The 25,103-nt window shown below is 49.0% G+C and carries 24 protein-coding genes; 13 read left to right on the top strand and 11 right to left on the bottom strand.

Annotation, left to right across the window (positions count from 1 at the left end; translation table 11 throughout):
* Positions 1–4 precede the first annotated feature (4 nt).
* A complete protein-coding gene (gene dapC, locus ACRJJO_RS15065) occupies positions 5–1,201 on the bottom strand; it encodes a succinyldiaminopimelate transaminase (protein ID WP_431066501.1) in 1,197 nt (398 codons plus the stop codon).
* Positions 1,201–1,986 carry a M48 family metallopeptidase gene (locus ACRJJO_RS15070; RefSeq protein ID WP_431066502.1) on the bottom strand — a complete coding sequence of 262 codons (786 nt, stop codon included), beginning with the start codon at positions 1,984–1,986 and terminating at the stop codon, positions 1,201–1,203. Before ACRJJO_RS15070 ends, dapC begins: the two co-directional genes overlap by 1 nt.
* A 563-nt stretch (positions 1,987–2,549) precedes the next feature.
* On the opposite strand from ACRJJO_RS15070, the gene ACRJJO_RS15075 reads away from it, so the two are divergent.
* The 10 genes from ACRJJO_RS15075 (at position 2,550) to ACRJJO_RS15120 (ending at position 10,373) form a co-directional block, all read left to right on the top strand.
* Positions 2,550–3,809 carry a formylmethanofuran dehydrogenase subunit B gene (locus ACRJJO_RS15075; protein ID WP_431066503.1) on the top strand — a complete coding sequence of 420 codons (1,260 nt, stop codon included), beginning with the start codon at positions 2,550–2,552 and terminating at the stop codon, positions 3,807–3,809.
* Between the two features lie 230 nt (positions 3,810–4,039).
* Positions 4,040–5,704: a formylmethanofuran dehydrogenase subunit A gene (locus ACRJJO_RS15080; RefSeq protein WP_431066504.1), complete on the top strand. Its 1,665-nt coding sequence runs from the start codon at positions 4,040–4,042 to the stop codon at positions 5,702–5,704.
* A gap of 330 nt (positions 5,705–6,034) precedes the next feature.
* A complete protein-coding gene (locus tag ACRJJO_RS15085) occupies positions 6,035–6,547 on the top strand; it encodes a hypothetical protein (RefSeq protein ID WP_431066505.1) in 513 nt (170 codons plus the stop codon).
* A 156-nt stretch (positions 6,548–6,703) separates the two neighbouring features.
* Positions 6,704–6,970, top strand: coding sequence for a DUF4160 domain-containing protein (locus ACRJJO_RS15090; protein WP_431066506.1), 267 nt, complete (start codon positions 6,704–6,706; stop codon positions 6,968–6,970).
* Positions 6,963–7,232, top strand: coding sequence for a DUF2442 domain-containing protein (locus ACRJJO_RS15095; RefSeq protein ID WP_431066507.1), 270 nt, complete (start codon positions 6,963–6,965; stop codon positions 7,230–7,232). The genes ACRJJO_RS15090 and ACRJJO_RS15095 overlap by 8 nt, the downstream gene beginning before the upstream one ends.
* Positions 7,233–7,348: 116 nt before the next feature.
* Entirely contained in the window at positions 7,349–7,576 is a 228-nt protein-coding gene (locus tag ACRJJO_RS15100; protein ID WP_014147754.1) for a DUF433 domain-containing protein, read from the top strand.
* Between the two features lie 10 nt (positions 7,577–7,586).
* Positions 7,587–7,910, top strand: a complete 324-nt coding sequence (locus tag ACRJJO_RS15105) for a DUF5615 family PIN-like protein (protein ID WP_431066508.1) — start codon at positions 7,587–7,589, stop codon at positions 7,908–7,910.
* A 47-nt stretch (positions 7,911–7,957) separates the two neighbouring features.
* Positions 7,958–8,854 carry a formylmethanofuran--tetrahydromethanopterin N-formyltransferase gene (gene fhcD, locus ACRJJO_RS15110; protein ID WP_431066525.1) on the top strand — a complete coding sequence of 299 codons (897 nt, stop codon included), beginning with the start codon at positions 7,958–7,960 and terminating at the stop codon, positions 8,852–8,854.
* Complete coding sequence (locus tag ACRJJO_RS15115) at positions 8,851–9,663, top strand: formylmethanofuran dehydrogenase subunit C (protein WP_431066509.1); 813 nt, start codon at positions 8,851–8,853, stop codon at positions 9,661–9,663. Before fhcD ends, ACRJJO_RS15115 begins: the two co-directional genes overlap by 4 nt.
* Positions 9,664–9,698: 35 nt before the next feature.
* Positions 9,699–10,373 carry a PIN domain-containing protein gene (locus tag ACRJJO_RS15120; protein WP_431066510.1) on the top strand — a complete coding sequence of 225 codons (675 nt, stop codon included), beginning with the start codon at positions 9,699–9,701 and terminating at the stop codon, positions 10,371–10,373.
* 444 nt (positions 10,374–10,817) lie between these two features.
* Here the strand turns inward: ACRJJO_RS15120 and ACRJJO_RS15125 are convergent, their stop codons facing one another.
* The 3 genes from ACRJJO_RS15125 to ACRJJO_RS15135 all read right to left on the bottom strand — a co-directional run bounded on the left by ACRJJO_RS15125 (position 10,818) and on the right by ACRJJO_RS15135 (position 13,464).
* A complete protein-coding gene (locus ACRJJO_RS15125; protein ID WP_431066511.1) occupies positions 10,818–11,333 on the bottom strand; it encodes a DUF2380 domain-containing protein in 516 nt (171 codons plus the stop codon).
* Between the two features lie 72 nt (positions 11,334–11,405).
* On the bottom strand, positions 11,406–11,984 hold the full coding sequence (locus tag ACRJJO_RS15130) for an ANTAR domain-containing response regulator (protein WP_431066512.1): 579 nt from the start codon (positions 11,982–11,984) through the stop codon (positions 11,406–11,408).
* A 1-nt stretch (position 11,985) separates the two neighbouring features.
* Positions 11,986–13,464 carry an MFS transporter gene (locus ACRJJO_RS15135; RefSeq protein ID WP_431066513.1) on the bottom strand — a complete coding sequence of 493 codons (1,479 nt, stop codon included), beginning with the start codon at positions 13,462–13,464 and terminating at the stop codon, positions 11,986–11,988.
* A gap of 534 nt (positions 13,465–13,998) precedes the next feature.
* On the opposite strand from ACRJJO_RS15135, the gene nirB reads away from it, so the two are divergent.
* The 3 genes from nirB to ACRJJO_RS15150 are packed head-to-tail and all read left to right on the top strand — an operon-like array spanning position 13,999 to position 17,809.
* Positions 13,999–16,554, top strand: coding sequence for a nitrite reductase large subunit NirB (gene nirB, locus ACRJJO_RS15140; protein ID WP_431066514.1), 2,556 nt, complete (start codon positions 13,999–14,001; stop codon positions 16,552–16,554).
* Between the two features lie 2 nt (positions 16,555–16,556).
* A complete protein-coding gene (gene nirD / locus ACRJJO_RS15145; protein WP_026130071.1) occupies positions 16,557–16,883 on the top strand; it encodes a nitrite reductase small subunit NirD in 327 nt (108 codons plus the stop codon).
* 8 nt (positions 16,884–16,891) lie between these two features.
* Positions 16,892–17,809 carry a PhzF family phenazine biosynthesis protein gene (locus ACRJJO_RS15150; RefSeq protein ID WP_431066515.1) on the top strand — a complete coding sequence of 306 codons (918 nt, stop codon included), beginning with the start codon at positions 16,892–16,894 and terminating at the stop codon, positions 17,807–17,809.
* 462 nt (positions 17,810–18,271) lie between these two features.
* Here ACRJJO_RS15150 and cynS read toward each other — a convergent pair whose 3' ends face one another.
* The 6 genes from cynS to ACRJJO_RS15180 all read right to left on the bottom strand — a co-directional run bounded on the left by cynS (position 18,272) and on the right by ACRJJO_RS15180 (position 25,086).
* Entirely contained in the window at positions 18,272–18,751 is a 480-nt protein-coding gene (gene cynS / locus ACRJJO_RS15155; protein ID WP_014147765.1) for a cyanase, read from the bottom strand.
* Between the two features lies 1 nt (position 18,752).
* Positions 18,753–20,492 (bottom strand): protein kinase domain-containing protein, encoded by a 1,740-nt coding sequence (locus ACRJJO_RS15160; protein ID WP_431066516.1) that lies wholly within the window; start codon positions 20,490–20,492, stop codon positions 18,753–18,755.
* Positions 20,493–20,557: 65 nt separating this feature from the next.
* The gene (locus tag ACRJJO_RS15165) at positions 20,558–21,367 is read right to left on the bottom strand and encodes a formate/nitrite transporter family protein (protein ID WP_125220142.1); all 810 of its coding nucleotides are present in this window, start codon (positions 21,365–21,367) and stop codon (positions 20,558–20,560) included.
* Positions 21,368–21,807: 440 nt separating this feature from the next.
* On the bottom strand, positions 21,808–23,751 hold the full coding sequence (locus ACRJJO_RS15170; protein WP_431066517.1) for a DUF389 domain-containing protein: 1,944 nt from the start codon (positions 23,749–23,751) through the stop codon (positions 21,808–21,810).
* 430 nt (positions 23,752–24,181) lie between these two features.
* Positions 24,182–24,595, bottom strand: a complete 414-nt coding sequence (locus ACRJJO_RS15175) for a TM2 domain-containing protein (RefSeq protein ID WP_014147769.1) — start codon at positions 24,593–24,595, stop codon at positions 24,182–24,184.
* Positions 24,596–24,642: 47 nt separating this feature from the next.
* Positions 24,643–25,086, bottom strand: a complete 444-nt coding sequence (locus ACRJJO_RS15180) for a universal stress protein (protein WP_431066518.1) — start codon at positions 25,084–25,086, stop codon at positions 24,643–24,645.
* Between the last annotated feature and the right edge of the window lie 17 nt (positions 25,087–25,103).

Raw genomic sequence — 25,103 nt, forward strand, 5'->3', positions numbered from 1 at the left:
TTGTTTATAGCGTGTGAATGAAATTTTTAATGCGCTCTGCGGCATTGATGCATTCTTCGATCGGCGCCACTAGGGCTATCCTGACGTGATTCCGTCCGGGATCGGATTCGTTGAACGGTCTGGATAAATAACTGCCCGGTAAGACTGTTACATTTTCGGATGCAAACAGCTGTTGTGCAAATTGAATTTCCGATACCGGAGTTTTTAGCCATATATAGAAACTTGCCGGAGGGATGGTAACGGCAGTAGCTTCGGATAATATGTCTTTGAATGCACTAAATTTTTCCCGGTATAACTGACGGTTGTCGACGACATGCGCTTCATCGCGCCAGGCTGCTATGCTGGCATGTTGCGTCGGTACCGGCATCGCACAGCCATGGTAGGTGCGGTATTGAAAATAACGCTGCAGAATTTCCGCGTCTCCGGCAACGAAGCCTGATCGCAAACCCGGCGCATTCGAGCGCTTCGATAGACTATGAAAGATCACGCAACGCTTAAACTTTGTGTTGCCGGTCGCAACAGCCGCCTCCAAAAGTCCGGTTGGCGGGTTATTTTCGTCGGCATAAATTTCGCTGTAGCATTCATCCGACGCAATCACGAAATCGTAGCGCTCGGCCAATTCGATCAAATGTTCCAGCTGTGTTTGAGGGATGACCGCACCGGTCGGATTGCCCGGCGAGCAAATATACAACAACTGGCAACGATGCCAAACCGATTCGGGAACAGTGTTGAAGTCGGGTAGGTAAGCGTTTTCCTCGGTCGTATTCAGGAAATAGGGCTGTGCTCCGGCTAGTAAAGCCGCGCCTTCGTAAATTTGGTAAAACGGATTCGGCATCAAGATCAACGGTTTTTCGCTCGGTTTGACGAGGCATTGCGCGAACGAAAACAAGGCTTCGCGGGTTCCGTTGACCGGTAGTACTTGTGTTTCGGGATCGAGTAAATCGACCGGTATTTTAAAACGCATCGCGATCCATTCGGCCATCGCTTGCCGGAGTTCCGGCAATCCGCGCGTCGATGGATAAGCCGATAGACCATGCATGTGCGTGATGAGCGCTTCTTGAATGATGTGCGGCGTAATGTGTTTGGGTTCGCCTATCGACAGCGCGATGTGGGCTTTATCGGCAGGCGGAACGATGCCTTGCTTGAGCCGAGCTAGCTTTTCGAACGGGTAAGGCTGTAGATGCTTTAAATTTGGATTCATTATTTACTGCAGCGAGGTTGTTTGCCTTGAGCGACTGCTTGTTTTTGAATTTCCAATGCTCTTGGCATGGCATTTTGCAATTCTTGAATTCGAGTGGCATGTGCGGGGTGTGTAGACATAAATTCCGGCGGTTGTTGACCGTCGCCGGCTCGCGCCATCTTTTGCCACAGTATAACGCTTTGGCGGGGGTCGAAACCGGCCTTGGCCATCAAGTCGAGGCCGATTTTATCGGCTTCGTTTTCATGCAGTCGGCTGTAGGGCAATAGCACGCCGTACTGGGCGCCGACACCGAGCAGTCCGAGAGCCGTTTGACCCATTGCGGTTTGCGGTGCGCTGACGGCTTGGATCAAGGCCATACCGGAGCTGACCGCCATTTGCTGCGAGACGCGTTCATTGCTGTGCCTTGCCAAAACATGACCGATTTCATGACCGATGATAGATGCCAATTGGTCTTGATTGTCGACGAAGTTGACCATGCCTGAATGCACACCAATTTTATTACCGGGCAAGGCGAAGGCGTTCAAGCTGTTGTCTTCGAATACGACGACTTCCCAATTGCCTCCGACTTCCCGGATGACCGCATTGGATACGCATGTAACAAATTGAGTGTGCCTCTGATTGCTGCTAATCGGGGTTTCTTTTTTTAAGCTGTCGAAAGCCTGAAGCCCCATTTGATTGAGTTGGGTATCGGGCATGAATGCGAATTGCGTTCTGCCTGTCGGGCTGGTGGCGCAAGCGTTCAATAATAGGGTGACGCTAAGTGCCAGTGAGATTTTATTAAACATAATGCGGTACCCTTTGCCGAATTGAAGACGTTAGGTTGATCAGGAATACTTATGCGATGATCTACCCATCGCAGATCAAAATTCGGCACCGGGGGCCCGTCAAAGGACGCCGTGAATACGTCCATGTAGGCTCTGTGCCAGCAACCATGCTGGCAAAGCCTTTGCCAGGCACCCCTGTGCCTCCTTAGACACTGCCGAAAATTGAAGGACGGTGGGTTTATACTGTGAGACCGCCGTAATCTGCAATGAGTATTCGTAATTTCGATCGATATTTTAACGTAACTCGATAATGAAGGTTCGAAAAAGTATTCAAGAAGATTTTAACCAGATAATGGTGAGGTTATGTCGTGCTTTCTAAAGTTGATTGATTTGTCGGGCTCTGGATCTAATGGCTGTCTATACAGGATGAATGAAAAATTCTAAGCGGGAAATGCCGGGTGAAACGGGACAGTGCGGTTATTTCGGGTTAAAATGCTTGCTATTACTGTAGTGTCGTATCGCGTTAATCGTTTAATCGGCATGGCTAAATCTAAATCAATTAAAGATATAAAGAGGAAAAGCGCGTGACTGAAATTACCGAAGTGCCCAGTCCTTTTTGCGGTATTGGAACCGATGATCTGACAATTAGTGTCGACGGTTTGTCGTTGAAGGTTCTAAGCAACGGCTGCGCGGTCAATACCCCTGCATTTGAACAAGTCATTACCGACTTTAAGCCCAGAGTCGCCGGGAAGCAAGTCGCTCTTGAGCATGCTGTGGCTAAAGCCGTTGAAATATTACAAGATTCCAGTCAGCCGATCATCGGAGGTTGTGCGACCGATGTCAACGGTATGCGCGCGTTGCTGGCGTTGGCCGACCGCTGCGGCGCCGTGGTCGATCAGATGAACTTCAATGCGGCAAGACGTAATTATCTGGCAATGCAAGATTCCGGCTGGATGACGACAACGCTGGCCGAGGTTAAGAATCGGTGCGATTTACTGTTGGTGTTCGGTAAGGATTTGGAAAGTTTCGTGCCGCGTTTTTTCGAGCGTTATCTTTGGAATCAGGAGTCGATGTTTCTGGAGGATACCGCTAACCGAGAGGTGATTTATTTGGGCAAGGCGCCCTCCGGCACTGCTCAGGTTTCGCCAAATGGTAAGCAAGCGCAAGTATTGACTTGTGCCGATGCCGATTTACCCGACGTCGTAGCGGTATTGAGGGCCCTAGTCAAGGGACATAAGATCGATGCCGATTCGGTAGGAGGTATTAAAGTTTCCGATTTGCAGACCGTGGCCGAGCGTTTGCAAGCTGCGAAATACGGCGTCGTGACTTGGGCAGCGTCAGCGTTGGCTTTCGATCAAGCAGAACTTACTGTCCAATCGGTTTGCGAGCTGATCAAGGATATCAACGATCAGGGAAGCCGTTGTTCCGGATTGCCGTTGAGCGGCAAGGAAGGCGATCTGACAGCCAGTCAGGTTGCGGGATGGATTTCCGGTTATCCGGCACGGATTAACTATGCTAAAGGCTACCCCGAATACGATCCTTATTTGTACGATAGTAGAGCAATGCTCGAGAACGGTGAGGGCGATGCTTTGCTGTGGGTGCAAGCATTCAATAGCAAAGCAATACCGCCTGTTACCGATGTGCCGACCATTGTCTTAGGCCGTTCGGGCATGGTATTCGATAAAGAACCGGATGTTTACATTCCATTGGGTACGCCGGGTATCGATCATGCCGGCCACGCTTATCGTGCCGATAGTGTTGTGGCGATACGTCTGAAAAAATTGCGCGATTCGGGCTTACCTGCTGCCGCTGACGTATTATCGGCGATCGAGCGGGCGCTATAGATTTAATTATCTCGCGCAGAGGCGCGGAGAAAGTAAGAATACGAGATGTTGGTAGGGTTGCGTCAGACATTTTGTTTTACGGTCTTCATCTCATATGGAACGATCTTTTTGTTTTTAACCATCAACTCTCTGCGCCTCAGCGCATCTGCGCGATAATGATACAATTCAACAAATAATCCGATGTCTATGTGCTTCGATGTACTGCTCATCTCTAATCATTTGGAAAAGCTATGCTGATTAAATTAACAGGTGGAACGGTTTATGACCCCGCCGGCGGAATCGACGGCCAAAAACGGGATATTTATATTCAAGACGGTCGCATCGTCGATAGACCTACGGCCGATCTCAAAATCGATCAAGAATATGATTTAACCGGTAAAGTCGTGATGTCCGGTGCGATCGACATGCATACGCATATCGGCGGCGGTAAGGGGAATATCGCGAGAATCTTGTTACCGGAAGACCACCGCTCAGATCCGGTTATCCGCACCGATTTGACGCGTTCCGGAAGCGGTCATGCGATACCGAGCACTTATGTTACCGGCTATCGTTATGCCGAGATGGGCTATACAGCGGCGTTCGAGCCGGCAGTGTTGCCGGTTAACGCCCGACAGGCGCATATGGAAATGGGCGATATTCCGATTTTGGATAAAGGGGGCTACGCGATGCTTGGCAGCGATGACTACTTGCTGCGCATGTTGACTGCAAAAAAAGATCAGAAAGCGGTTAACGATTATGTCGCATGGACGCTTCAAGCGTCCAAATGTATAGGCATTAAAGTCGTTAATGCCGGCGGCATCAGCGCGTTCAAGTTTAATCAACGCAAGCTCGATCTTGACGAAAAAAATGCGTATTACGACGTGACGCCCAGGCAAATTCTGCAAACCTTGGCGACTGCGGTCAAAGAATTAGGCGTTCCGCATCCTTTGCATGTGCATGGTTGTAATCTGGGCGTGCCGGGCAATGTCGACACGACGCTCGATACGATTCAAGGCGTGGGCGGCTTACCGATGCATTTGACGCACATTCAGTTTCATAGCTATGGCACCGAAGGCGACTTCAAATTCTCATCGGGCGCCGCGCAAATCGCTGAAGCGGTCAACAAGCATAAGAACATTACGATTGATGTCGGACAAATTTTGTTCGGCCAGACCGTCACGGCATCCGGCGATACGATGCGCCAACATGCGAACCACAAACACGGGCATCCGAACAAGTGGGTATGCATGGACATCGAATGCGATGCCGGCTGCGGCGTTGTGCCGTTCAAATACAGGGACCAGAATTTCGTCAATGCTCTGCAATGGGCGATCGGACTCGAAATCTTCCTGCTGGTCGACGACCCGTGGCGCGTGTTTTTGACCACCGACCATCCGAACGGCGCGCCGTTCACGACCTATCCGCATCTGATTCGTTTGCTGATGGATAAAAGCTTCCGCAACGATATGCTCGCGACGATTCATCCGGAAGCGCAAAAAATGACGACGCTGGCATCGATCGACCGCGAATACACGCTGAACGAAATCGCGATCATGACGCGCGCGGGCGCGGCCAAATTGATCGGCCTGAAAGATCGCGGCGGCCTGACCGCTGGGAATTGGGGCGACATCACCGTGTACACCGAAAACGCCGACCGGCAAAAAATGTTCGAAAAACCGGATTACGTGTTCAAAGACGGCGAGATGGTCGTAAAAGATGGCCAGATCGTCCATGTAAAATGGGGAACGACACATATTGTCAAGCCTGATTATGACGCGGCCGTCGAAAAAGACCTCAAGTCTTATTTCGACCGCTATCTGACGATGAAAATGGGTAACTTTAAAATCAGCGACGACGAGTTTACCGAGGACGGGCGGGGAAGTTTGACGGTGCATTCTCTAAAAGAGGTGGTTTAGTGAAAACACTGGATGAGTTGGAAAAACTTAGATTCCGGTCAGAAAGAGTATATTTAATTTCATGGATAATAATATAGATTCTGCTTGGGCAGCAATCACATCAATATTAAAGGAATTTGATTTCTACGAAATCAAAGAGATTATTCGAATCAGTGGTGGAATTGATTTACCGTAATTATTCACATCCCTCCTATCGTTCCCACGCTCCAGCGTGGGAATGCAGCCCGAGACGCTCTAGCGTCTCGTACCGCTGGAGCGGTACTCAGGCGTTCCTACGCAGAGCGTGGGAACGAGAATGGCCGGGGGACTGAATACTTACACTTTTTAAGTATGAATAACCTTGAAAAGCATAAGTTCTTAAATTATGTAATTGAGGGAATATTCGAACGTATCAATAATCTTCGGTATCTCGATTATGATCCGGAAGAGAGGCTAAAGAATTATTTGAGTCGGTTTGGATGGCAGTGTATAGATAACAAAATCATACCCATTGAGATTTTAGACTCAGTTGATTTGACTGAACTTGATCCACTAGCGCGAGAAGATCTGGTCAAGGCATCAACTAAATTCCGTGACGGCGATTTGAGCGGAGCTATATCGTCGGCATGTGCTGCGATTGATAGCGTAACAGCAAATGTGTATCAAAAAAAAGAAGGTCTCGGGTCTGTAAGTGATTCATCTTTTCAGGAAAGGTGCAATAAATCACTTGAGGCTGTAGGTATTTTTGAAGCCATTCAAAATCAACTCGAAGAAATTCAATGGAAAAATTCAAACGTTAATTTTTTAAAGAAAAACTTGAAACAATCAATTAATCAAGCTGCTTTTGTGATGCAGACGCTCTGAAGTGAAATGTCAGATGTGCATGGAACGAAACCCGTAATAAAACCTCTGGTCTTTGACAGTATCAAGTGGGCGCAAATAATCGTTAGATTATTAAGCGAAAAGTATGATGATTAACTCGAATGGAAACAAAATATACCTAAGGTCTTAAATTAAACGATGCCCGTTATTTCCTATTTTTTCGGCATTTACATCAGGATGTATCACGATGATCACAATCCGCCGCATTTTCACGCCGAGTACCAAGGTCATCAGGCATTAATTGCGATCGAAAGTGGAGAAGTACTGGAAGGCCGTTTGCCGAGTAAAGCATTGAAACTGGTCAGGGACTGGGCGAAAGAGCATCAGGAAGAATTAATGGCGGATTGGCAGTTAGCCATTCAACTAAAACCGTTGCAGCGTATAGCCGGAGCCGATAATGATTAAAATCATCAAAGCTGAATATATCGAACATAAAATCATACGCTTGTGGTTTTCCGATCAAACCGTCGGCGACTACGATTTACAGCCTTTGCTGGAGAAACAGACCGAGTTGGTCGCCCCGCTACAAGATGAAGATTATTTTAAACGATTCTTTCTAGAGCTCGGGGCATTATGCTGGAAAAATGGCCTGGAGCTTAGTCCTGGAAATATTCATAACAAACTTGAGCAACAAGGTTTGTTGCAGTGTGATTTGAAGGCTGCTTGAGGTTATTAATTAAACAATCTGTAAATCGGGAAATCAGCGATTTCTCGGCATTAACAACCAAAATACATAGATAACAGATGAAGAAACAATAAACTAAAAAAAATCCGGAGATACCTATGGCTATAGATTATCGCAGCATCATTACCATCGAACCCGGAAAGCGAGGTGGTAAGCCTTGTATTCGCGGGTTGCGGATTACGGTTTACGATGTTTTGGGATGGCTTGCGGAGGGTATGAGCGAAGTGGAAATTTTGGACGATTATCCTGAACTGGAGTCAAACGATATAAGGGCTTGTTTGGCTTTTGCAGCCGAACGTGAGCATAGCTTAGCGGCAATTATTTAATGAAGCTGCTTTGGATGAAAACTTGTCGCGCCGTGCAGTGGCCTTTTTAGTTGAAGCATATCCTGAATCCACACAAGTTGCGATATTAGGTTTGGAACGCGCCAGTGACTGGGAAATTTGGGAATATGCCAAAACCAACGACTTTGTTATCGTCACGAAGGACGCTGATTTTTTTGAAATGTCGAATCTTTACGGTCAACCGCCTAAAATTGTTTGGCTGAAAATAGGCAATCAGTCCAAAGCGGCGATTATCAATTCTTTGTTGACTAAAAAGGACGCGATAGAAATGGCATTGATCGACGAAAACAAGGCCTGCATCGAGATATACCGATAACGTCAACACTTTACTTACTTTCAAATATTTAACCATGTGTACCCATGATGATTATTAACGGCGTAACGATAGACAAAACCTTTGCCGAGGCATTTCCGATGAAGGCGACGCGCGCGATTATCACCGCGCAAAACGAAAAATGGGCGATGATCTCGGCGCAAGCGATGACCGGTTTCGCGACTTCGGTGATCGCTTGCGGCTGCGAGGCCGGCATCGAGCGCGTGCTCGATCCTTCCGAAACACCCGACGGACGCCCTGGCGTTTCTGTGATGATCTTCGCGATGGGCGGCAAAGGCCTTGCGAAACAATTGGAAACGCGCGCTGGGCAATGTGTGCTGACTTCGCCGACTTCGGCGTTGTTCGCCGGCATTGAGAGCGACAAACCGATTCCATTGGGCAAGAATTTGCGCTATTTCGGCGACGGTTTCCAGATTTCCAAAGTGATCGGTGGCAAACGTTATTGGCGCGTGCCGGTCATGGACGGCGAGTTTCTGACCGAGGCGACGACAGGGCAGGTCGAAGCGGTCGGTGGAGGTAATTTCTTGGTATTGGCCGAATCGCAGCCGCAAGCGCTGGCGGCCTGCGAGGCCGCGATCGAGGAAATGCGCAAGATTCCGAATGTGATCATGCCGTTTCCGGGCGGCGTCGTTCGCTCCGGTTCGAAAGTCGGTTCGAAATATAAGGCGCTTGGCGCATCGACCAACGATGCTTTTTGCCCAACACTGAAAGGCATCACCAAAACCGATTTGTCGCCTGAAATCGAATCGGTGATGGAAATCGTGATCGACGGCCTGACCAAGGAAGATATCGACAAAGCGATGCGAGTCGGTATTCAAGCGGTCTGCGATTTGGGTGCCGAAAACGGCGTCAAACGCATCAGTGCCGGCAATTACGGCGGTAAACTCGGCCCCTTCCATTTTCATTTACAGGAGATCATGGCATGACTGCGTTAACCTTCACGCTGAAACAGCGACCGGCTCAGCGCGTCGATTTGTCGCCTCTGGTTTGTCAAAAACTGGCGGGGTTATCGCCGACCGATATTGCAGCGCTCGAACTCGATAGCGGCAAGCGCAAAATTCGCGTCGACGAACTATTCACGATTGCCGGTTACGATACACAACAGATTGTCATCAAGAATAGTTACTCCAAGCTCGATTTTATCGGTAAAGAATTAACCGAAGGACAGATCCGCGTCGAAGGCGATGTTGGCGCTTATCTGGGCCTGGGCATGAAGTCCGGCACGATTACCGTCAACGGCAACGCCGGACTATTCGCGGCCTGCGAAATGAAAAAAGGTTTCGTTCAGATCAACGGCAATACCGGCGATTTTCTCGGGGCGGCCTTGCCCGGTAACAAGATGGGCATGAAAGGCGGCACCGTTTTGGTTAAAGGCAACGCCGGCGAGCGGGTCGGCGATCACATGCGCCGCGGCGTCATTTTGATCGAAGGCAATGCCGGCGATTATTGCGGGTCGAGAATGACGGCCGGCACGATCGCGGTGATGGGCAACACCGGACGCTATACCGGTTTTGCAATGCGCCGAGGCACCTTATTGCTTTGGAACAAGCCCGAATTGCCGGCGACCTTCAATGATTGCGGCTCGCATACCTTGGCGTTTTTGCCGATGTTGTTCGCGTCGTTCAAAGGATTCGATTCGAAATTCGCAGACACTGCGGCGGTCTTCAATCGTGTCCGGCGTTACGGCGGTGACATGGCTGAAATGGGGCGCGGCGAAGTGTTGGTCAGGCTATGACGATGTAAAACGATGAACTGAAGAGGCCGGCAGACATGAACGAGAACATTTCGGACAAGGAGGCGGTCAAGGATGACGACGATGCGGATTACGCAGCCCGCGTCTTGTTGATCGACCTCGAAAATTGCCCGAAACAAGTCTATCAGTTGATGGAAGATTTAGCCGCCTATACCCACGTCGTGATTTGCTATGCGCAGTGCGGCGCGCGCGTTCCGCTCGATTGGATCGTGCCGCTGACCGCAACGGTCAATCAAAATCGTCTGAAAATCATCAAAATGCCGAACGGCGGCAAGAACTCCGCCGATTTCGGCATCACCTTTTGGGCTGGCGCAATGATGGCCCAGCTCCCCGAAAATACCCATTTCGATGTCGTTTCCGACGACAACGACCTCGATCATGCGGTTAGTCTATTAATCAGCCAGAACCGGAGCGCGCAACGTATCGGTGTCAAGCTCGAAAATATGCCGGGCTTCGCACCGAAAAGCCCTGCAGTCTTGGTGCAAGAGTTTTGCGCGCATTTGATCAAGCACAGTCGAAGCCGGCCGGTCAAAAAAGAAACCCTGCTCAACAGTATTCGCAGTAAATTTAAGAATAATGTGGTTAATGAGGAGGATTTATTCGATGAGTTGATTCGACAGCAGGCTATAGAGATTAAGGATAATAAAGTCACTTACAATCAAACTAAAATCGAAGTGTTAGCGACTGAATAGTCGCTCTTTACCTTTGCCGGAAGGGGTTTGTATACTCATCGTAGATGAAAATTCGGCCTCGGGGTGCCCGTCAAAGGACGCCGTGAACCCAGCACCTAAATCCACCAGCACCTAAATTTCATAGGTCTTTGGCAATGATTCAAAATCATGGCTTATTTAGGTGCTGGATGAATTATCCAAGACAAATAACCATGGCCAATGGGCTATGGAATTTAGGTGCTGGGTAAATACGTCCATGTAGGCTCTATGCCAGCTCCATGCTGGCAAAGCCTTTACCGAGCACCCCGAGGCCTCCTCCGGCACTGCCGAAATTTGAAGTGCGAAAGGTATAACCCCGTCCGGAACGTTTCGACTATGCTCAAAGCAAACAAAAAACGTTTGGGGCGGGTTGAATAACCCGTCCCGCGCCAGCATTAGTGCGCGGTGCGTACTCAACCTGGTTTTTTAGTGGGATTGAGACAGGCGCTTTAAATCTTTGTCGATCGCTTTAGCCAGGGTTTTGACAGTCTTATTGGTTTGGAATTGATTAGGGCCTTTTGCTTCGAAAGTGTAATCGGCAATCAGTTTGCCGTCGTCGACTCGAATTAAATGCCCCATGATATAAGCAAACAAGAAGCTCGGTTTATGCAGTCTACCGACCAGGATGTAATCGGCGTCGAACTGCTTGCCGAGTTTCGCGGCCACATCATGGTGATCGAATAGATAACCGGTCCCGGCATTGGCCTTTTGTTGAGATGCGAAGTCGGTTTCGACAATGTCATTCCCTAATGTGGTTAATTCGGCTTCGAGTTGAGGCTTAATCGAAGCGGTGCGCTCCAGTTCTTGAGGAATGCCTGGAGCCAATGTGAGATCTTTTAACTCGAAAACCAAAACGGCAATTCGAGATTCCGCTAAGACGCTCGTTCCGAATATCATCAGGAAAAAAGCGGCAATGAGGCGAGCATCAACAGGGTTTTTCATCGGCTTTCTCGTTCGTGATTGATAAGAGAAAGACAGTCTACCCGTAAATCGAAACGATAGAAAGCGTGATCGTTACTTCAATAAATCCGCCATAGAAATGACGTTTTTAGCCATTTCGCCGATCGAAATATTCCGGTCCATCGCCAGTTTTCGCAGCGCATGATAAGCCTGAGCTTCGTCGAAGCCTTGCGATTTCATTAGAATCCCTTTTGCTCGGTCGACCGATTTTCTTTCTTCAAGTTGCGATTTGGTTTTTTTCAATTCTTCCTTGATGGCGTTTTGCTCTTTGAATCGAGCCACCGCGATATCGATGATGGTTTTGATGCGTTTGGGGTCGAGTCCGTCGACGATATAAGCGCTGACGCCGGCCTTGATGACTTTATCGATCGTGTCGCTATCGTGATCTTCGGCAAACAGGATCACCGGCGCCGAATGGCTTTGATTGATCGTCAATATGGCATCAAGTATCTTCGGTGTCGGGGTATAAACATTCAACACCACGATATCCGGCAATAAATTTAAAACCAACGAATTTAAATCGATAGTATCGAACGGGAGGCAAGCGGTTTCGAAACCATGCTTTTTTAGGGTTTTCTCGAGCAGTTTTTCACCTTGAATTTCATCGGCGATTAAGACTTTCAGCGCTTGCATGTCAATCCAGTTCGATTTTCACTACAGTGCCGTCAGGCATGATTTCGGTAATGAACTCTTTAGGCTCTTCGAGGTAGCGCGCCAAGATTGCCGATGCTAATGCGCAAACTGCCAGAATGATGAAAAACGTAGACGGTGCGACATGACCCATCAGCGCTAAAAAAAAGATTGCGCCGGCATTGCCGTAAGCGCCGACGATGCCGGCTATCTGGCCGGTTATGGGTCTTTTGATCAATGGTGCGATGGCAAATACCGCACCTTCAGCGGCCTGAAGAAATATCGAACACAACACCGTCATTGAAATAGTCATCAAAATGGGCCAATCGCCGGCAATAAAGGACATCAAGTAATAACCGAGCGAAGTGCCGGCTAGGAAAATCGTCAGCGAAAACTTGCGGCCGATTTTGTCGCTGAGCCAGCCGCCGGCCGGGCGGGCGATCAGGTTCATGACAATGAAGCCCGAGGCCATTAGGCCAGCATCGATCATCGAGATTGATTGGTTTTCGCGGTAAATCGTAAAGAAAAACATCGGCAGCATCGATACCACGGCTAATTTGGAGCCGAACGTCATCAGATAGGCGACGCTAAGGATGCTAATTTGTTTGAATGGATAATGGTGAATGTTATCGATCGGACGACTGAGCCGTTCCGCATTGATGTCGACGATTTGATAAGCTTGAGAAAAGAAAAGAGCCCAGATAATGATGTTAATCGCAATGACCCAGGGTGTGCTAAGTAAATCGGCTTCCGGTGTCGATAGTTGCCAAGTGAGCAGAGACATTGCGGCATAAAGCGGTACGGTCGTGCAGATGTAAAGGAATAGGTCTTTTATCGAAGTAACCTCCATTGCGCCCGAACGTCTAGGTTTCAAATAGGGCACGTCGGGTGGCGTATCCTCGACATTCCGGTAGTAGATGAACGCATATGCTAGCGACAAAATACCGGTTGCGGCAATCGCATAACGCCAGCCGTTTTCGGCGCCGAAATATAATGCCAGTCCCGGTAGCAGGATAGTTGCGGCAGCCGAACCGAAATTGCCCCAGCCCCCGTAGATGCCTTCGGCAACACCGACTTGCCGAGCCGGAAACCAATCGCCGATGATGCGAATGCCGATCACAAAGCCCGCGCCGATAAATCCCAAACAGAAGCGCGCCCAGGCTAATTGTTCAAACGATTCGGCCATCGCAAAGGCGAAGCAAGGTAGGCTACTCAGTGCCAGTAGCGTGCTGTAACTGATTCTTGCGCCGAAGCGGTCTACGACCATGCCGATGATGATGCGAGCCGGAATGGGTAGCGCAAAGTTTAATAACAGCAGGATGTTGACTTCGGATTCGGTGAGATTCACAGAATCCATGATCATCAGCATCAGAGGGGCGTGATTGAACCAGACGACAAAGCTGATGAAAAAAGCCGTCCAGGTCAAATGCAGAATTTTGATTTTACCGGAAAAGCCGAGTAACTTGAGTTGTAGTATGGACATTAGCTGGTTTTACTGTGAAAGTTCGCAGATTTGGACTCTTTACTAAATACGGCGTTCGACAAAGCAAATGCCGCATCCTCCGTCGCCGCGAGCTTTCATTTGCCGGGGCGATGGACGGGCCTTCATGAGCGTTACGGTGACCGAGAAGTGAATAGTGCTCAATTTAATAAATAAAGCAAATAATATGCCGGTCTGTGTTTGGGGGGCGCGCGCTTGTTCATTCGGTTGCGGATAAATGTATTGCTTTATATTGGTGCGGAAAGTTAACGCTATTCACCGAATGTGTGCGGTGAAAGCGGTAATTTAATGATTATTGAATTCGAATTGACTAATTAATGGTTTGTTAAAACCAGTTAGATCAAGGCTTCGCTAAAGTTTCTCTTAAATTGGCATCCATATTGCTGTATCACTAACAAGACTCCTAACGGAGTACCGATTTTGTTGGGGCATTGGCGTCCTGTTCGAGTGATTCGTCACATCGACTGGACGCCTTTTTTTTGCCTAAAATTTAGATACAGAAAACCGAGGTTGCCGATGAGCAAGAAACAAACATTAGTCGTGATTGGTAACGGTATGGTCGGCCAAAACTTTTTGGCCGGACTGGTGAGCAGTGGCGCGAAGGAACATTTTGAGATCGTCGTGTTTTGCGAGGAGCCCAGACCGGCCTACGACCGGGTCCATTTGTCGGCGTTTTTTTCCGGCAAGAGCGCGCAGGATCTATCAATGGTCGAGGTCGGTTTTTTCGAACAACACGGCATCACCGTACATCTGGGAGACAGAGCAAAATCGATAGACCGTAGCGCTAAAACAGTGCTGTCGGAAAAAGGCGTCCACATCGCTTACGACAAAATCGTGCTGGCGACCGGGTCTTATCCGTTCGTGCCGCCGGTACCGGGGCATGAACGCGATCGTTGCTTGGTTTACCGAACCATCGAAGATTTGGAGGCGATTCAAACAGCGGCCGAACAATCCCAGGTCGGCGTCGTGGTCGGCGGCGGTCTGCTCGGCCTGGAAGCTGCCAATGCCTTGAAAGACTTAGGCTTGACCACGCATGTAGTCGAATTCGCGCCGCGCCTGATGGCGGTGCAATTGGACGACGGCGGCGGCGCGTTGTTGAAGCGCAAGATCGAAGCGATCGGCGTGACCGTGCATTTAAATAAGAACACCACCCTGATCGACGACGGCGAAAGTTGCTTGCATAAAATGAATTTCGCCGGCGGCGATGCGCTCGAAACCGACTTGATCTTGTTTTCGGCCGGTATTCGTCCGCGCGACGATATCGCCAGGGCCTGCGAATTGGAGGTCGGCCCGCGCGGCGGCATCGTGATCGACAATCAATGCCGGACCTCCGATCCCGATATTTTCGCGATCGGCGAATGCGCTTTGTGGAATAACCGGATATTCGGCCTGGTCGCGCCGGGATACGCGATGGCGCGCACCGTCGTCTCGGTGCTCGAAGGCGGCGACAATTATTTTACCGGCGCCGACATGAGCACCAAGCTGAAGCTGATGGGCGTTGATGTCGCGAGTATCGGCGACGCGCATGCGCAGACGCCGGGCGCATTGGTTTACACTTATCAAAACGGCGATAGCGAAGTCTACAAGCGACTCGTGGTCAGTGCCGATAAAAAAAGGCTGTTGGGCGCAGTGCTCGTCGGCGATGCTTCGGGTTACGGAACCTTGCTGCAATATTGCCTGAACGGCATCGAACTGCCGGAAAATCCCGATTCGCTGATTTTGCCGCACCGTTCCGACGAGTCGGTCGGCCTTGGGCCGGATGCACTGCCGATGTCGGCACAAATTTGTTCCTGTCATGATGTCAACAAGGCAACGTTGTGTTCGGCGATCGAAGCCGGTTGCAATACGGTGTCCGCGCTCAAGTCGGAAACCAAGGCAGGAACCGGTTGCGGCGGTTGCGTGCCGCTGATGAAATCGGTCATGGAATGCGAATTGGCCAAACTCGGCATCGAAGTCAGTACCGATATTTGCGAGCATTTTCCGCATACCCGGCAGGAGTTGTATCATTTGATCATGGTCGAGGAAATCAAGACCTTCGACGAATTGATCGAAAAACATGGGCGCGGCCGCGGCTGTGAAGTTTGTAAACAAGCGGTCGGCTCGATTCTGGCCTCATACTGGAATGACTATATTCTCAAAAAAGAGCATATCGGTTTGCAGGATACCAACGATATTTTTCTCGCGAACATGCAAAAAGACGGCACCTATTCGGTTGTCCCGCGCGTGACCGGCGGCGAAATACAGCCCGAGAAATTGATCGTGCTGGGGCAGGTCGCCAAAAAATATGGTTTGTATACGAAAATTACCGGAGGTCAGCGGGTCGATCTGTTCGGCGCCCGAGTCGAACAATTGCCGTCGATCTGGCGGGAATTGATCGACGCCGGCTTCGAAAGCGGACATGCCTACGGCAAGTCGCTCAGGACCGTCAAATCCTGTGTCGGCAGTACTTGGTGCCGTTTCGGTGTCGATGATAGCGTCGGTCTCGCGATCGAGCTGGAAAACCGTTATAAAGGACTTCGGGCGCCGCACAAGATCAAATTCGCCGTGTCCGGCTGCACACGCGAATGCGCCGAGGCGCAGAGCAAAGATATCGGCGTGATCGCGACCGAAGGCGGATGGAATCTTTATGTCTGCGGCAATGGCGGGATGAAGCCCCGGCACGGCGATTTGTTCGCGACCCAACTCGACAAGGAAACGCTGATCAAATATATCGATCGCGTGCTGATTTTTTATGTGCGTACGGCCGACCGGATGCAGCGAACGTCGGTGTGGATGGAAAACATGGAAGGCGGCTTGGATTATTTGCGTTCGGTCGTGATCGAGGATAGTCTCGGCATAGGCGAGGCACTGGAACAACAAATGCGCCATGTGATCGATACCTATCAATGCGAATGGAAAACCACGATCGAGGACGAGAGTAAATTGAAACGTTTCCGGCATTTCGTCAACAGCGACCGGCCCGACGATAATATCGTGTTCGTCGAGGAGCGCGGCCAAATTCGCCCTGCCGATGAACGAGAACGGGAGGAATTGAAGGCCCGTAAGCACTTCAAGATATTGGAGGAGGCATGAGCATGAGCGAATGGATCGATGTCTGCTCGGTCGACGATCTGCAGCCGGATTCCGGTGTTTGCGTCTGGGCGGATGGCAGGCAAATTGCTTTGTTTTATATGCCGAAGGAACAGGCGGTTTACGCGGTCGATAATTTCGACCCGTTCGGCAAAGTCAATGTATTATCGCGCGGCATGATCGGCGATATCGGCGGTCAACCGATGGTCGCCTCGCCGCTTTATAAACAGCATTTCAATTTGGAGACGGGCGTTTGCTTCGAGGACGAGACTGTGAAAATCGAAACCTATGGTGTTCGTATCGAAAACCGGCGGGTTGCCGTTAACGTTTAGGGAGATTTATGAAATATCACTATTATATTGCCGACGTTTTCACGAATCGGGTTTTCAATGGCGCGCAAATTGCCGTTTTTCCGAAAGCGGACGGACTCAATGCCGAAAAAATGGCCTTGATAGCCAAGGAACTGAATTTGTCCGAAACCGTCTTCATTTTTCATAAGCTCAATGACGGCAATGTGCGAAGAATGCGCATATTTTCGCCGCTGGCGGAGATTCATTTAGGCGGTCATCCGGTCATTGCCGCGGCTTTTGTCTTGGCCAGTTGCGGCGATATTGAATTAAACGAGCCGATTACCCGGGTCGTGTTCGAACAAAATGCGGGGCCTGTCGAGGCGAACATTACGAGTGTCGGCGGTAAGCCCGGTTTTGTGCAATTTACCCGAAAAGTCAGCGCCATTGTCGACCGGTTTGCACCGGGCGATGAAGAATTAGCCGCTTTTCTAGGGTTGGAGCAATCGGAACTCGATCACAAAAAGTATTCGCCAAGATTGGTTTCCTGTGGTTATCCCTATTTGATCGTGCCGGTTTGGAAATACGAGTCGGTAAGAAAAGCGCTTTTCAATTACCCCGCCTGGAGCCAATCCGCCGCGCCGCAAACCGCGGCGCAAGAGATTTTGTTGTTTGCGCCGAAAACGCCGTTCCCCGATGCCGATTTCAATTTGCGCCTTCTTGGGCCTCGCCTTGCTTTAACCGATGATCCGCCGGTCGGCAATGCGGTACCGGCTTTTTGTTCGTATTTGTGTTCGTTCGAGCAAACACGCAAGGGCACGCACAGTTTCGCCGTGGAACGTGGCGATGAACGTTCGCGACGCAGTGTCATTCGCATTGAAATGGATAACAAAGGCGAGGAGTTATTGCCCCTGCGCGTCGGCGGCGAGGCGGTGATGTTCGCCGAGGGGGTAATCGATTTGCCGAAATGAAGGGTTACCTTTAGCTGTGTAGCCCGGATGGAGCGTAGCCCAATCCGGGACGTTCGAAGCCATGTCATTCCCGTATTCCACTATGCTGCATACGGGTTATACTCATCGGAGATCAAAATTCGGCGCCGGGATGCCCGTCAAAGGACGTTGTGAACCCAGCACCTAAATCCACCAGCACCTAAATTTCATAGGTCTTTGGCAATGATTCAAAATCATGGCTTATTTAGGTGCTGGATGAATTATCCAAGACAATTAACCATGGCCAATGGGCTATGGAATTTAGGTGCTGGGTAAATACGTCCATGTAAGCTCTATGCCAGCTCCATGCTGGTCCCTCACCTAGCAGGGGCCGAGCACCCCGGCGCCTCCTAAGGCACTGCCGAAATTTGAAGTGCGAAAGGTATACATGTTGCAACATTACGGTTTGAATAGAGTTGGGTTATAGAGCAAATCTACCCTGGCTTACCAGGACTTATAAGGCAAAAACTTGCCGTTCATCGTGATAATAACGCGATCGCCCGCCGGGTTTTCTTCCTTGCCTACTGTCATGCTGAAATCGATCGCGCTCATGATGCCGTCGCCGAATTTTTCGTGAATGATTTCTTTCAAGGTTTCGCCGTAAACGCCGACGACTTCATAAAGCCGGTAAATGAGCGGATCTTGAGGTACGTCGAAAGCCCATTGTTTGTAAGGGAACATTGCCAAGGCGACTTGCACTTCGTTGGGTAGCTCCAGAACGGTGCATAGCTTTTCGGCCAGTTCCGGTTTCATGCTGTTCATGCCAAGGCAAGCCGAGGTCAGCCAAACTTCATCGACGCCGATTTGTTCGGCAATGGCCGTCCAGGTGAGTTGCTTTTGTACTTTTGCCGTGATGATCCGATCGGTCATTTGCTCTTTGGTGAGCAAGGAATCGGCTTTGCAAGATGATGGAGTCGTTTTCATATTAAATACCTCTTTTGCTTAGTTGGATTAATAACGTGACGACGATAATCGTCAAGATGAGAGAAATGCTTTTCCAGAAGGTTACTGGGTCGCGCTCTATGAGCGGCGGATGCGTTTTATTCAAAAAAGTTTGGTTCGGATAACGCAGGTCGTGAACAAATTCGGATAATGCTTCATATCGCTTGTAGGGATTCGGGTGGACGGCTTTCTTGATGGCATCATCGATCCAGACCGGAATCGCTCGCTCATTATTCAGGATGGAGTGATAGTTCAATCGATTTTGAGCCGCTTTCGTCTTGCATTTGGCGACTTGAGTGCCATAAGGCAGATTGTCGGTCAGCATTTGATAGGTTATGACGCCTAACGAAAATAAGTCGGAGCGAGCCGTTCCGTTTTCGCCTAAAAAATATTCGGGGGCGCTATACGGAGCGGTGCCGAGTAATGGGTGTCGTTCGATCGGGTTGTTCATTTCCGTAAGCCCTGCAACTCGAGTCGAGCCGAAGTCGATGATCTTTACCGTACCGGAGTTATCGATCATGATATTTTCCGGTCTCAAGTCCTGGTGAACCATTTCCAGCCGGTGAAACGCGCGTAGGCCTTTGGCAATTTGGTCAATGATGCCGCGAACGGTTTCCAGATCCGGGTTCGGGTTATCGATCATCCATTGTTTCAATGTTCGGCCATCGATAAACTCGGTGACAATATAGAGATAATTGCGTTTTCGGGTTTGTTCGCAGGGTTTTAAGACATGAGGGCTATCGATGCGGCGCGCTATCCAGTCTTCCATGAGAAAACTTTCAAGGTAAGCGGGATCGTTTCGAAGATCGATTGAAGGTGTTTTAATGACGACCGATTTATTGGTTTCGGTATCCATTGCCAAATAGACATGACTCCGGCTGCTATTATGCAGCTCTCTCATGATTTGATAACCGTCGAAAATCATCCTGGCGGTCAATGTCGGCGGAAATGGAAGCTCTGTTATTTGCCGATAAATCTCATTCGCATTTTGATTCGGTAAGTCCTCGACATCGACAATCTGCATCGTCAAGTTATCCGAACTCCCTTGCCGGTAGGCTTCGTTGACGATCATTGTTGCGGCAGTCGCTAAATCGTCGCCATGCTTTTTGATCGCATTAATGATGAAAACATTATTAACAAATTCATAAACGCCATCGGTCATCAATAAGAAGCGATCGCCTTTTTCAATCGGTAGAGCTTGATAATCGATTTCTAGGTGATGATCGATACCCAATGCACGACTCAGATAGCTTTTGTCTTGCGAAACCCAAAGCCGATGATCGTTGGTTAATTGCTCCAGATGATTGTTATGTAATCGATAGATCCGTGTATCGCCGACATGAAAAATATGCACGGTATTAGACTTGAAAATCAGGGCGCTAAAGGTACAAACATAGCCTCTGTCTTTATCGTAACGATATTGACTCTGTTGGGTTTGGGCATGCAGCCAGGAGTTGGTTGCAATCAAGACCCGTTGCGCCGATTTTTTTACCGACCAAGCTTCCGAGGTACAAAAATAATCTTGTAGGAATCCGGTGACCGCGGCTTCGCTGGCAATATGGCTGACAGCACTGCTGCTGATTCCGTCGGCCATCGCAATGGCAACACCTTTTGAACTCAATTGCGGTTCTTTCGGCATATAGACGCCATGAAAATCCTGGTTGATTTCCTTTCGGCCTTTATCGGAATAGTGCCCTACGGATATTTTAAGAGTGCCAGACATGGGGTATCGTTTCATGAAGAGCCTCGACCCTAAACTTGGCTCGAGACTCTATTAAAAGGGGCGAGTTACAGAGCGCGTTTCGGTGCGGTTTTTACATGAGTGCTATATAGCGTCAAGCCGGTAAACGAAAGCCCGCCGACTAGGTTGCCGAGTACCGTGGGTATTTCGTTCCAGATGAAATAATCCATGATCGAAAAATTGCCGCCCATGATCAAGCCTGCCGGAAACAGAAACATGTTGACCACGGAATGTTCGAAGGCCATGGCGAAGAACAGTGTGATCGGCATCCACATCGCGATCACTTTGCCGCTGACCGTAGTCGATATCATTGCTCCGACCACGCCGGTAGACACCATCCAATTGCATAGCATGCCTCTGATAAAAATCGTAAACCAGCCCGCGACGCCGTATTGGGCATATCCCAGTGTACGTGCTTCGCCGACGCCGGCGAGTTTTTTACCAACGGCATTCGGCTCGACCGAAAATCCGTAGGTGAAAACCAACGACATCATCACCGCCACGGTTAAAGCACCGAGGAAATTGCCGACAAAGACCAATCCCCAGTTTCTGAAAATACCGCCTACTGTCACTCCCGGGCGTTTATCGATCCATGCCAACGGCACCAGAACAAAAACACCGGTCAATAGATCGAAACCCAGTAAGTACAACATGCAAAAACCGACGGGAAACAGAATCGCGCCGAAGATCGGAGAACCGGTTTCGACAGTGATACTGACTGCAAATACGGCAGCTAACGCAAGAATCGCACCGGCCATATAGGCTCTGATCAACGTATCTCGTGTTGACATATAGACTTTAGATTCACCGGCATCGACCATTTTGGTGACAAATTCCGAAGGGACTAAATAAGACATGGCATTCCTCTGATCAATTAAAAAAACACAAGGCAAAAAAAAGGCGCTTTAATCCCTAGTGGGGTTAAAGCGCCTTTGCTTTAAGAAACTCAATTGAAGATAAGCGGAAATCGTGCCAAGTGCTGTTAAAAGTATAAGTAATTGAAATTATTAATAATGAATATCAGATCTTGTTAGATAAGGATTGTTTTGTGCCTTTGTGAACCGGTCTGGTGCATTGCGGAGTAGATTTTAGTGCGGCGTCGTTTCTGGCGAGGATATATGCGCGATTTATCCTAAATCCGGCAGTTCAACCATGAAGTACATGAAGTTAATGAGGTATTTCAAGAGATTATCTAAACATTCCAGCTAACCTTTCGGGTGAGCGAAAGTTGCATACAAACGAATGGCAAGTTATTGAATTAACTTCTTATTCTTCATGATGAAATGCTTTTTTAGGTTTATTGCTCTTTTTCATTGGCGGCAAATGTTTCCCTAACAAAATGCAAAGCAAAATTGAAGCGGGCAGGCCTACCGAGTTCCGTATGTAAATCATCCTCGAGCCGAGTAAACACCGATTCGTCCGGCATGGTATTGGTGAGCAGATCGGCGTTTAGATTGAGCGGTCGTAGCGTATTGACCTTGATATTCCGAAGTTCAAGCCGGTGTCCATTGATTTGATAGGTTCTACCGGCCAATTGAGTTTTGATATCGGCGATTTGCTCCATGGTTTGGAAAGAATAGAACAAAGGCACGGAAATCAATGCCAACAATAGGCTCGATAGCAAAATGCCTTTTCTGGCCCGAGTAAAAGGCGCGAACCCGATGACCATGAACGAAATGAGGGCGGCCATCGTAATTCCGATCAAGTTAGTCAAGAATAAGAGCATGGCGCCCAAAAAAATATCGGATTCAAGCCAACCGATGCCGATACCGGCAACGCAGAGGGGAGGCACCAAGGCGACTGCGATGGCAACGCCCGGCAAACTTTTGGCGATATTTTCGCGGGCTTGGGCCATGGCTCCGGCGATGCCGGAAAAAACCGCGACCAACAAATCCAGCGTCGATGGATGCAAACGGGCTTCGATTTCCGAAGTAACATCCTTGAAAGGCAATAATGCTGCCATTGCCGATGAAATAGCAAGCGCGATGCCGATACCGGACAGCAGCGAAACGATTGATTCGCGAGTCAAGAATTTTTCGGAGCGAAGCAAGCCCATCGACAAAGAAATAATCGGTGCCATCAAGGGTGCTAAAACCATCGCGCCGATAACGACGGACGGACTACTCAAAAATAAACCCAACGTGGCTAGCATGGTACTGAGTACCATTAATAAGACATAAGTGCTCGTCGTCCTGGCGTTTTCCTTGAGTGCTAGGAACAAGTCCTTAAAATCGGATTCGAGCGCATGGGGGAAAAAAGGCAAGGTTTTACTGAAATATTTCAGCCGCGCTTCCCCTTGCGGTAGGTTCTCCACATTGAAATTTTCTTTGTCGCCGGATTGCGAGTTGAGCGATCGAAAACTTTCGCCGACGGTGATTTTAAGGGCGGCAGGAACCGTTTCCAAAAATAGCTCGCGTGTCGAGACCGGTTTGTGCTCTATCCAAAAGCCAATATCCTGTTTTGCGGTTATGCGCAAAGAAACGCTTCGAACGAATCCTAGTTGTCTCGGTAGCTGTACCGAAGACGGTGGAATAGTCATCGATGTCGATTGGATGTAGCTTAAAATTGATTGCGGTGCAAAGAACACGAACGACAATCGGCCATCTTTTAGCGATGCCGATTCGCCGAAAAGTTTGGCAAATGGATTTCGTTTTGCAAGATCCAATAGATACAAGCCGGTGATTGCCGTTTTGACTGATCTGCCTTTCGCGGTTTCTATTTCGATGGCAATAGGTTGCAAGCTAAAGGCATGAATCAAGCGCTGACAATAAAACTTTGTTTTCTTATAGAGATTTCGCGTATTGCCGGCCTCGATCAATTCGGCTAGTGCTGTTTGATTCAACAGGCCGATGCCGCGGCTAATGAATTCTCCGTTGCAGCGGATCAAATCGATCGCCACCGTTTCTGTTTGTAATGCCAACGCTAAGCAGTCGTCAAGCTTATTGGGCAGTCCAAGATGATCGAAAAATACGGGTCGTAATTCGTTGGGATACGGCAGAAAGCTCAATGCGATGCTTTTATTGAATGCAGCAGTGAGTACGGCCTGAAAATCGGTGTGTTTAACCCAAACCAAGGCATGATTTAAATTGCCGTTGACATATAGACCGCTAAGGTTCGATACCTTAATCGGGCGAATTGAAATGTCGTTCTCAACAATTAGCGGATGTTGCTTGGCTAGAACTAAATTCGTTTTATCCAACTCATCGGAGTGAATCAGGTAAATCGGTTTAGATTCTGTCATTCGATATATACCTTTCGCAGGTTAAACAGGGCTAAGGATTTCGTGAAAAATAACTTCCATGTGCTGTGAGTTTTGTAGCGGGTTCGGCAGCAATTCCCAATTTGGGGATCAAACAGGGTGTGGGGTATGCTTGCCAAGGATGGCATGAATGCAGATTTTGCATTACGCCAGGGATGGCGTGTATTAGGGCAATGCAGGAGCAATTGCCGAGGAGCAAAAATCTGCCCTGCCGCCGACACCTGCCAATCGAGCAACCAAACCTGCTTACCTTGAATTAAAATAGGGAAGTTATTTATGATCGAATCCTAAGCGATTTCAATCTACGTTTATCCTAAAAAGAGCAGTTGGTGTGTGTTGTAGACCATTCGTGCTGAGCCAAGTCGAAGGGCTCAGGGCGAACGGTAGTTAGAGGCTCTCAACTGCTTTAGGTTTATTTCAACGGTCTGCCTTTGGCGTCTATATCGAAATTTTTGCTGAGTAACAGGGCAAACTCAATAAAGCCCCATACCACGCCAAAACCAATGGTCAAAACAGTCACCGCGATCTGAGCAAGACCGATCCAATAATAGCCGAGATAAAAACGATGTGCGCCGACGCCGCCCAAAAGCAACGCGAGTATCGTTGCCAGCAGTCGAGATTTTACCGGTTTGTGCGGATTGAGATAGGAGCCGATTAACACAACCGATTTGGCTTCGCCTTCTTCCAATTCGAAATTGATATCGTCGCCAGGCTCAGGTAAGTCGGGTGATTGCCAACTGTCGAGATGAAACTCGTAAAAAGAGTCTCCGCTTTTTATTACGCCGGTTTGTCTGCCGAGGTCAAAACTTTCTATATGTCCGATCATGTTTGTTAAATGAGGTTCAAGGTTCAAGGTTCAAGGTCGAGGCGGGTTTATTCGTCTGTAATGCGTACCGCAAGGACATCGCATTTGGCGTGATGTAATACGCCGTTGGCCGTGGATCCTAGCAGCAATGCGAGTCCATGTCGGCCGTGCGAGCCGACGACGATCAAATCGACCGCGTTTTCCTCGGCGATTCTGACGATCTCGATTTTCGGGCTGCCCAATTCGAGAAAGCGATTGTTTTCGGGGATGTTGAATCGTTCCGCTAGTTTTTCTAGTCGCAATTTGGCCGATTCCATTAATTGTTCGGTTAGGTCAATTTCATAGGGAATAATCGGCCCGTTCACTGTGTCTACAATCGGAAGATTATCGACGACATGCAGCAGGCTTATTTTAGCTTGGTATTTATCGGCCAAGTCGCGTGCACGTTCGGCAATGGCATCTGTATGATCGGAAAAGTCAACCGCGAGTAAGATATGGGTATAATTTTTCATAAAATTTCCATTAGAAG

The sequence above is a fragment of the Methylotuvimicrobium sp. genome, from assembly GCF_050611805.1.
Lineage (GTDB): Bacteria > Pseudomonadota > Gammaproteobacteria > Methylococcales > Methylomonadaceae > Methylotuvimicrobium.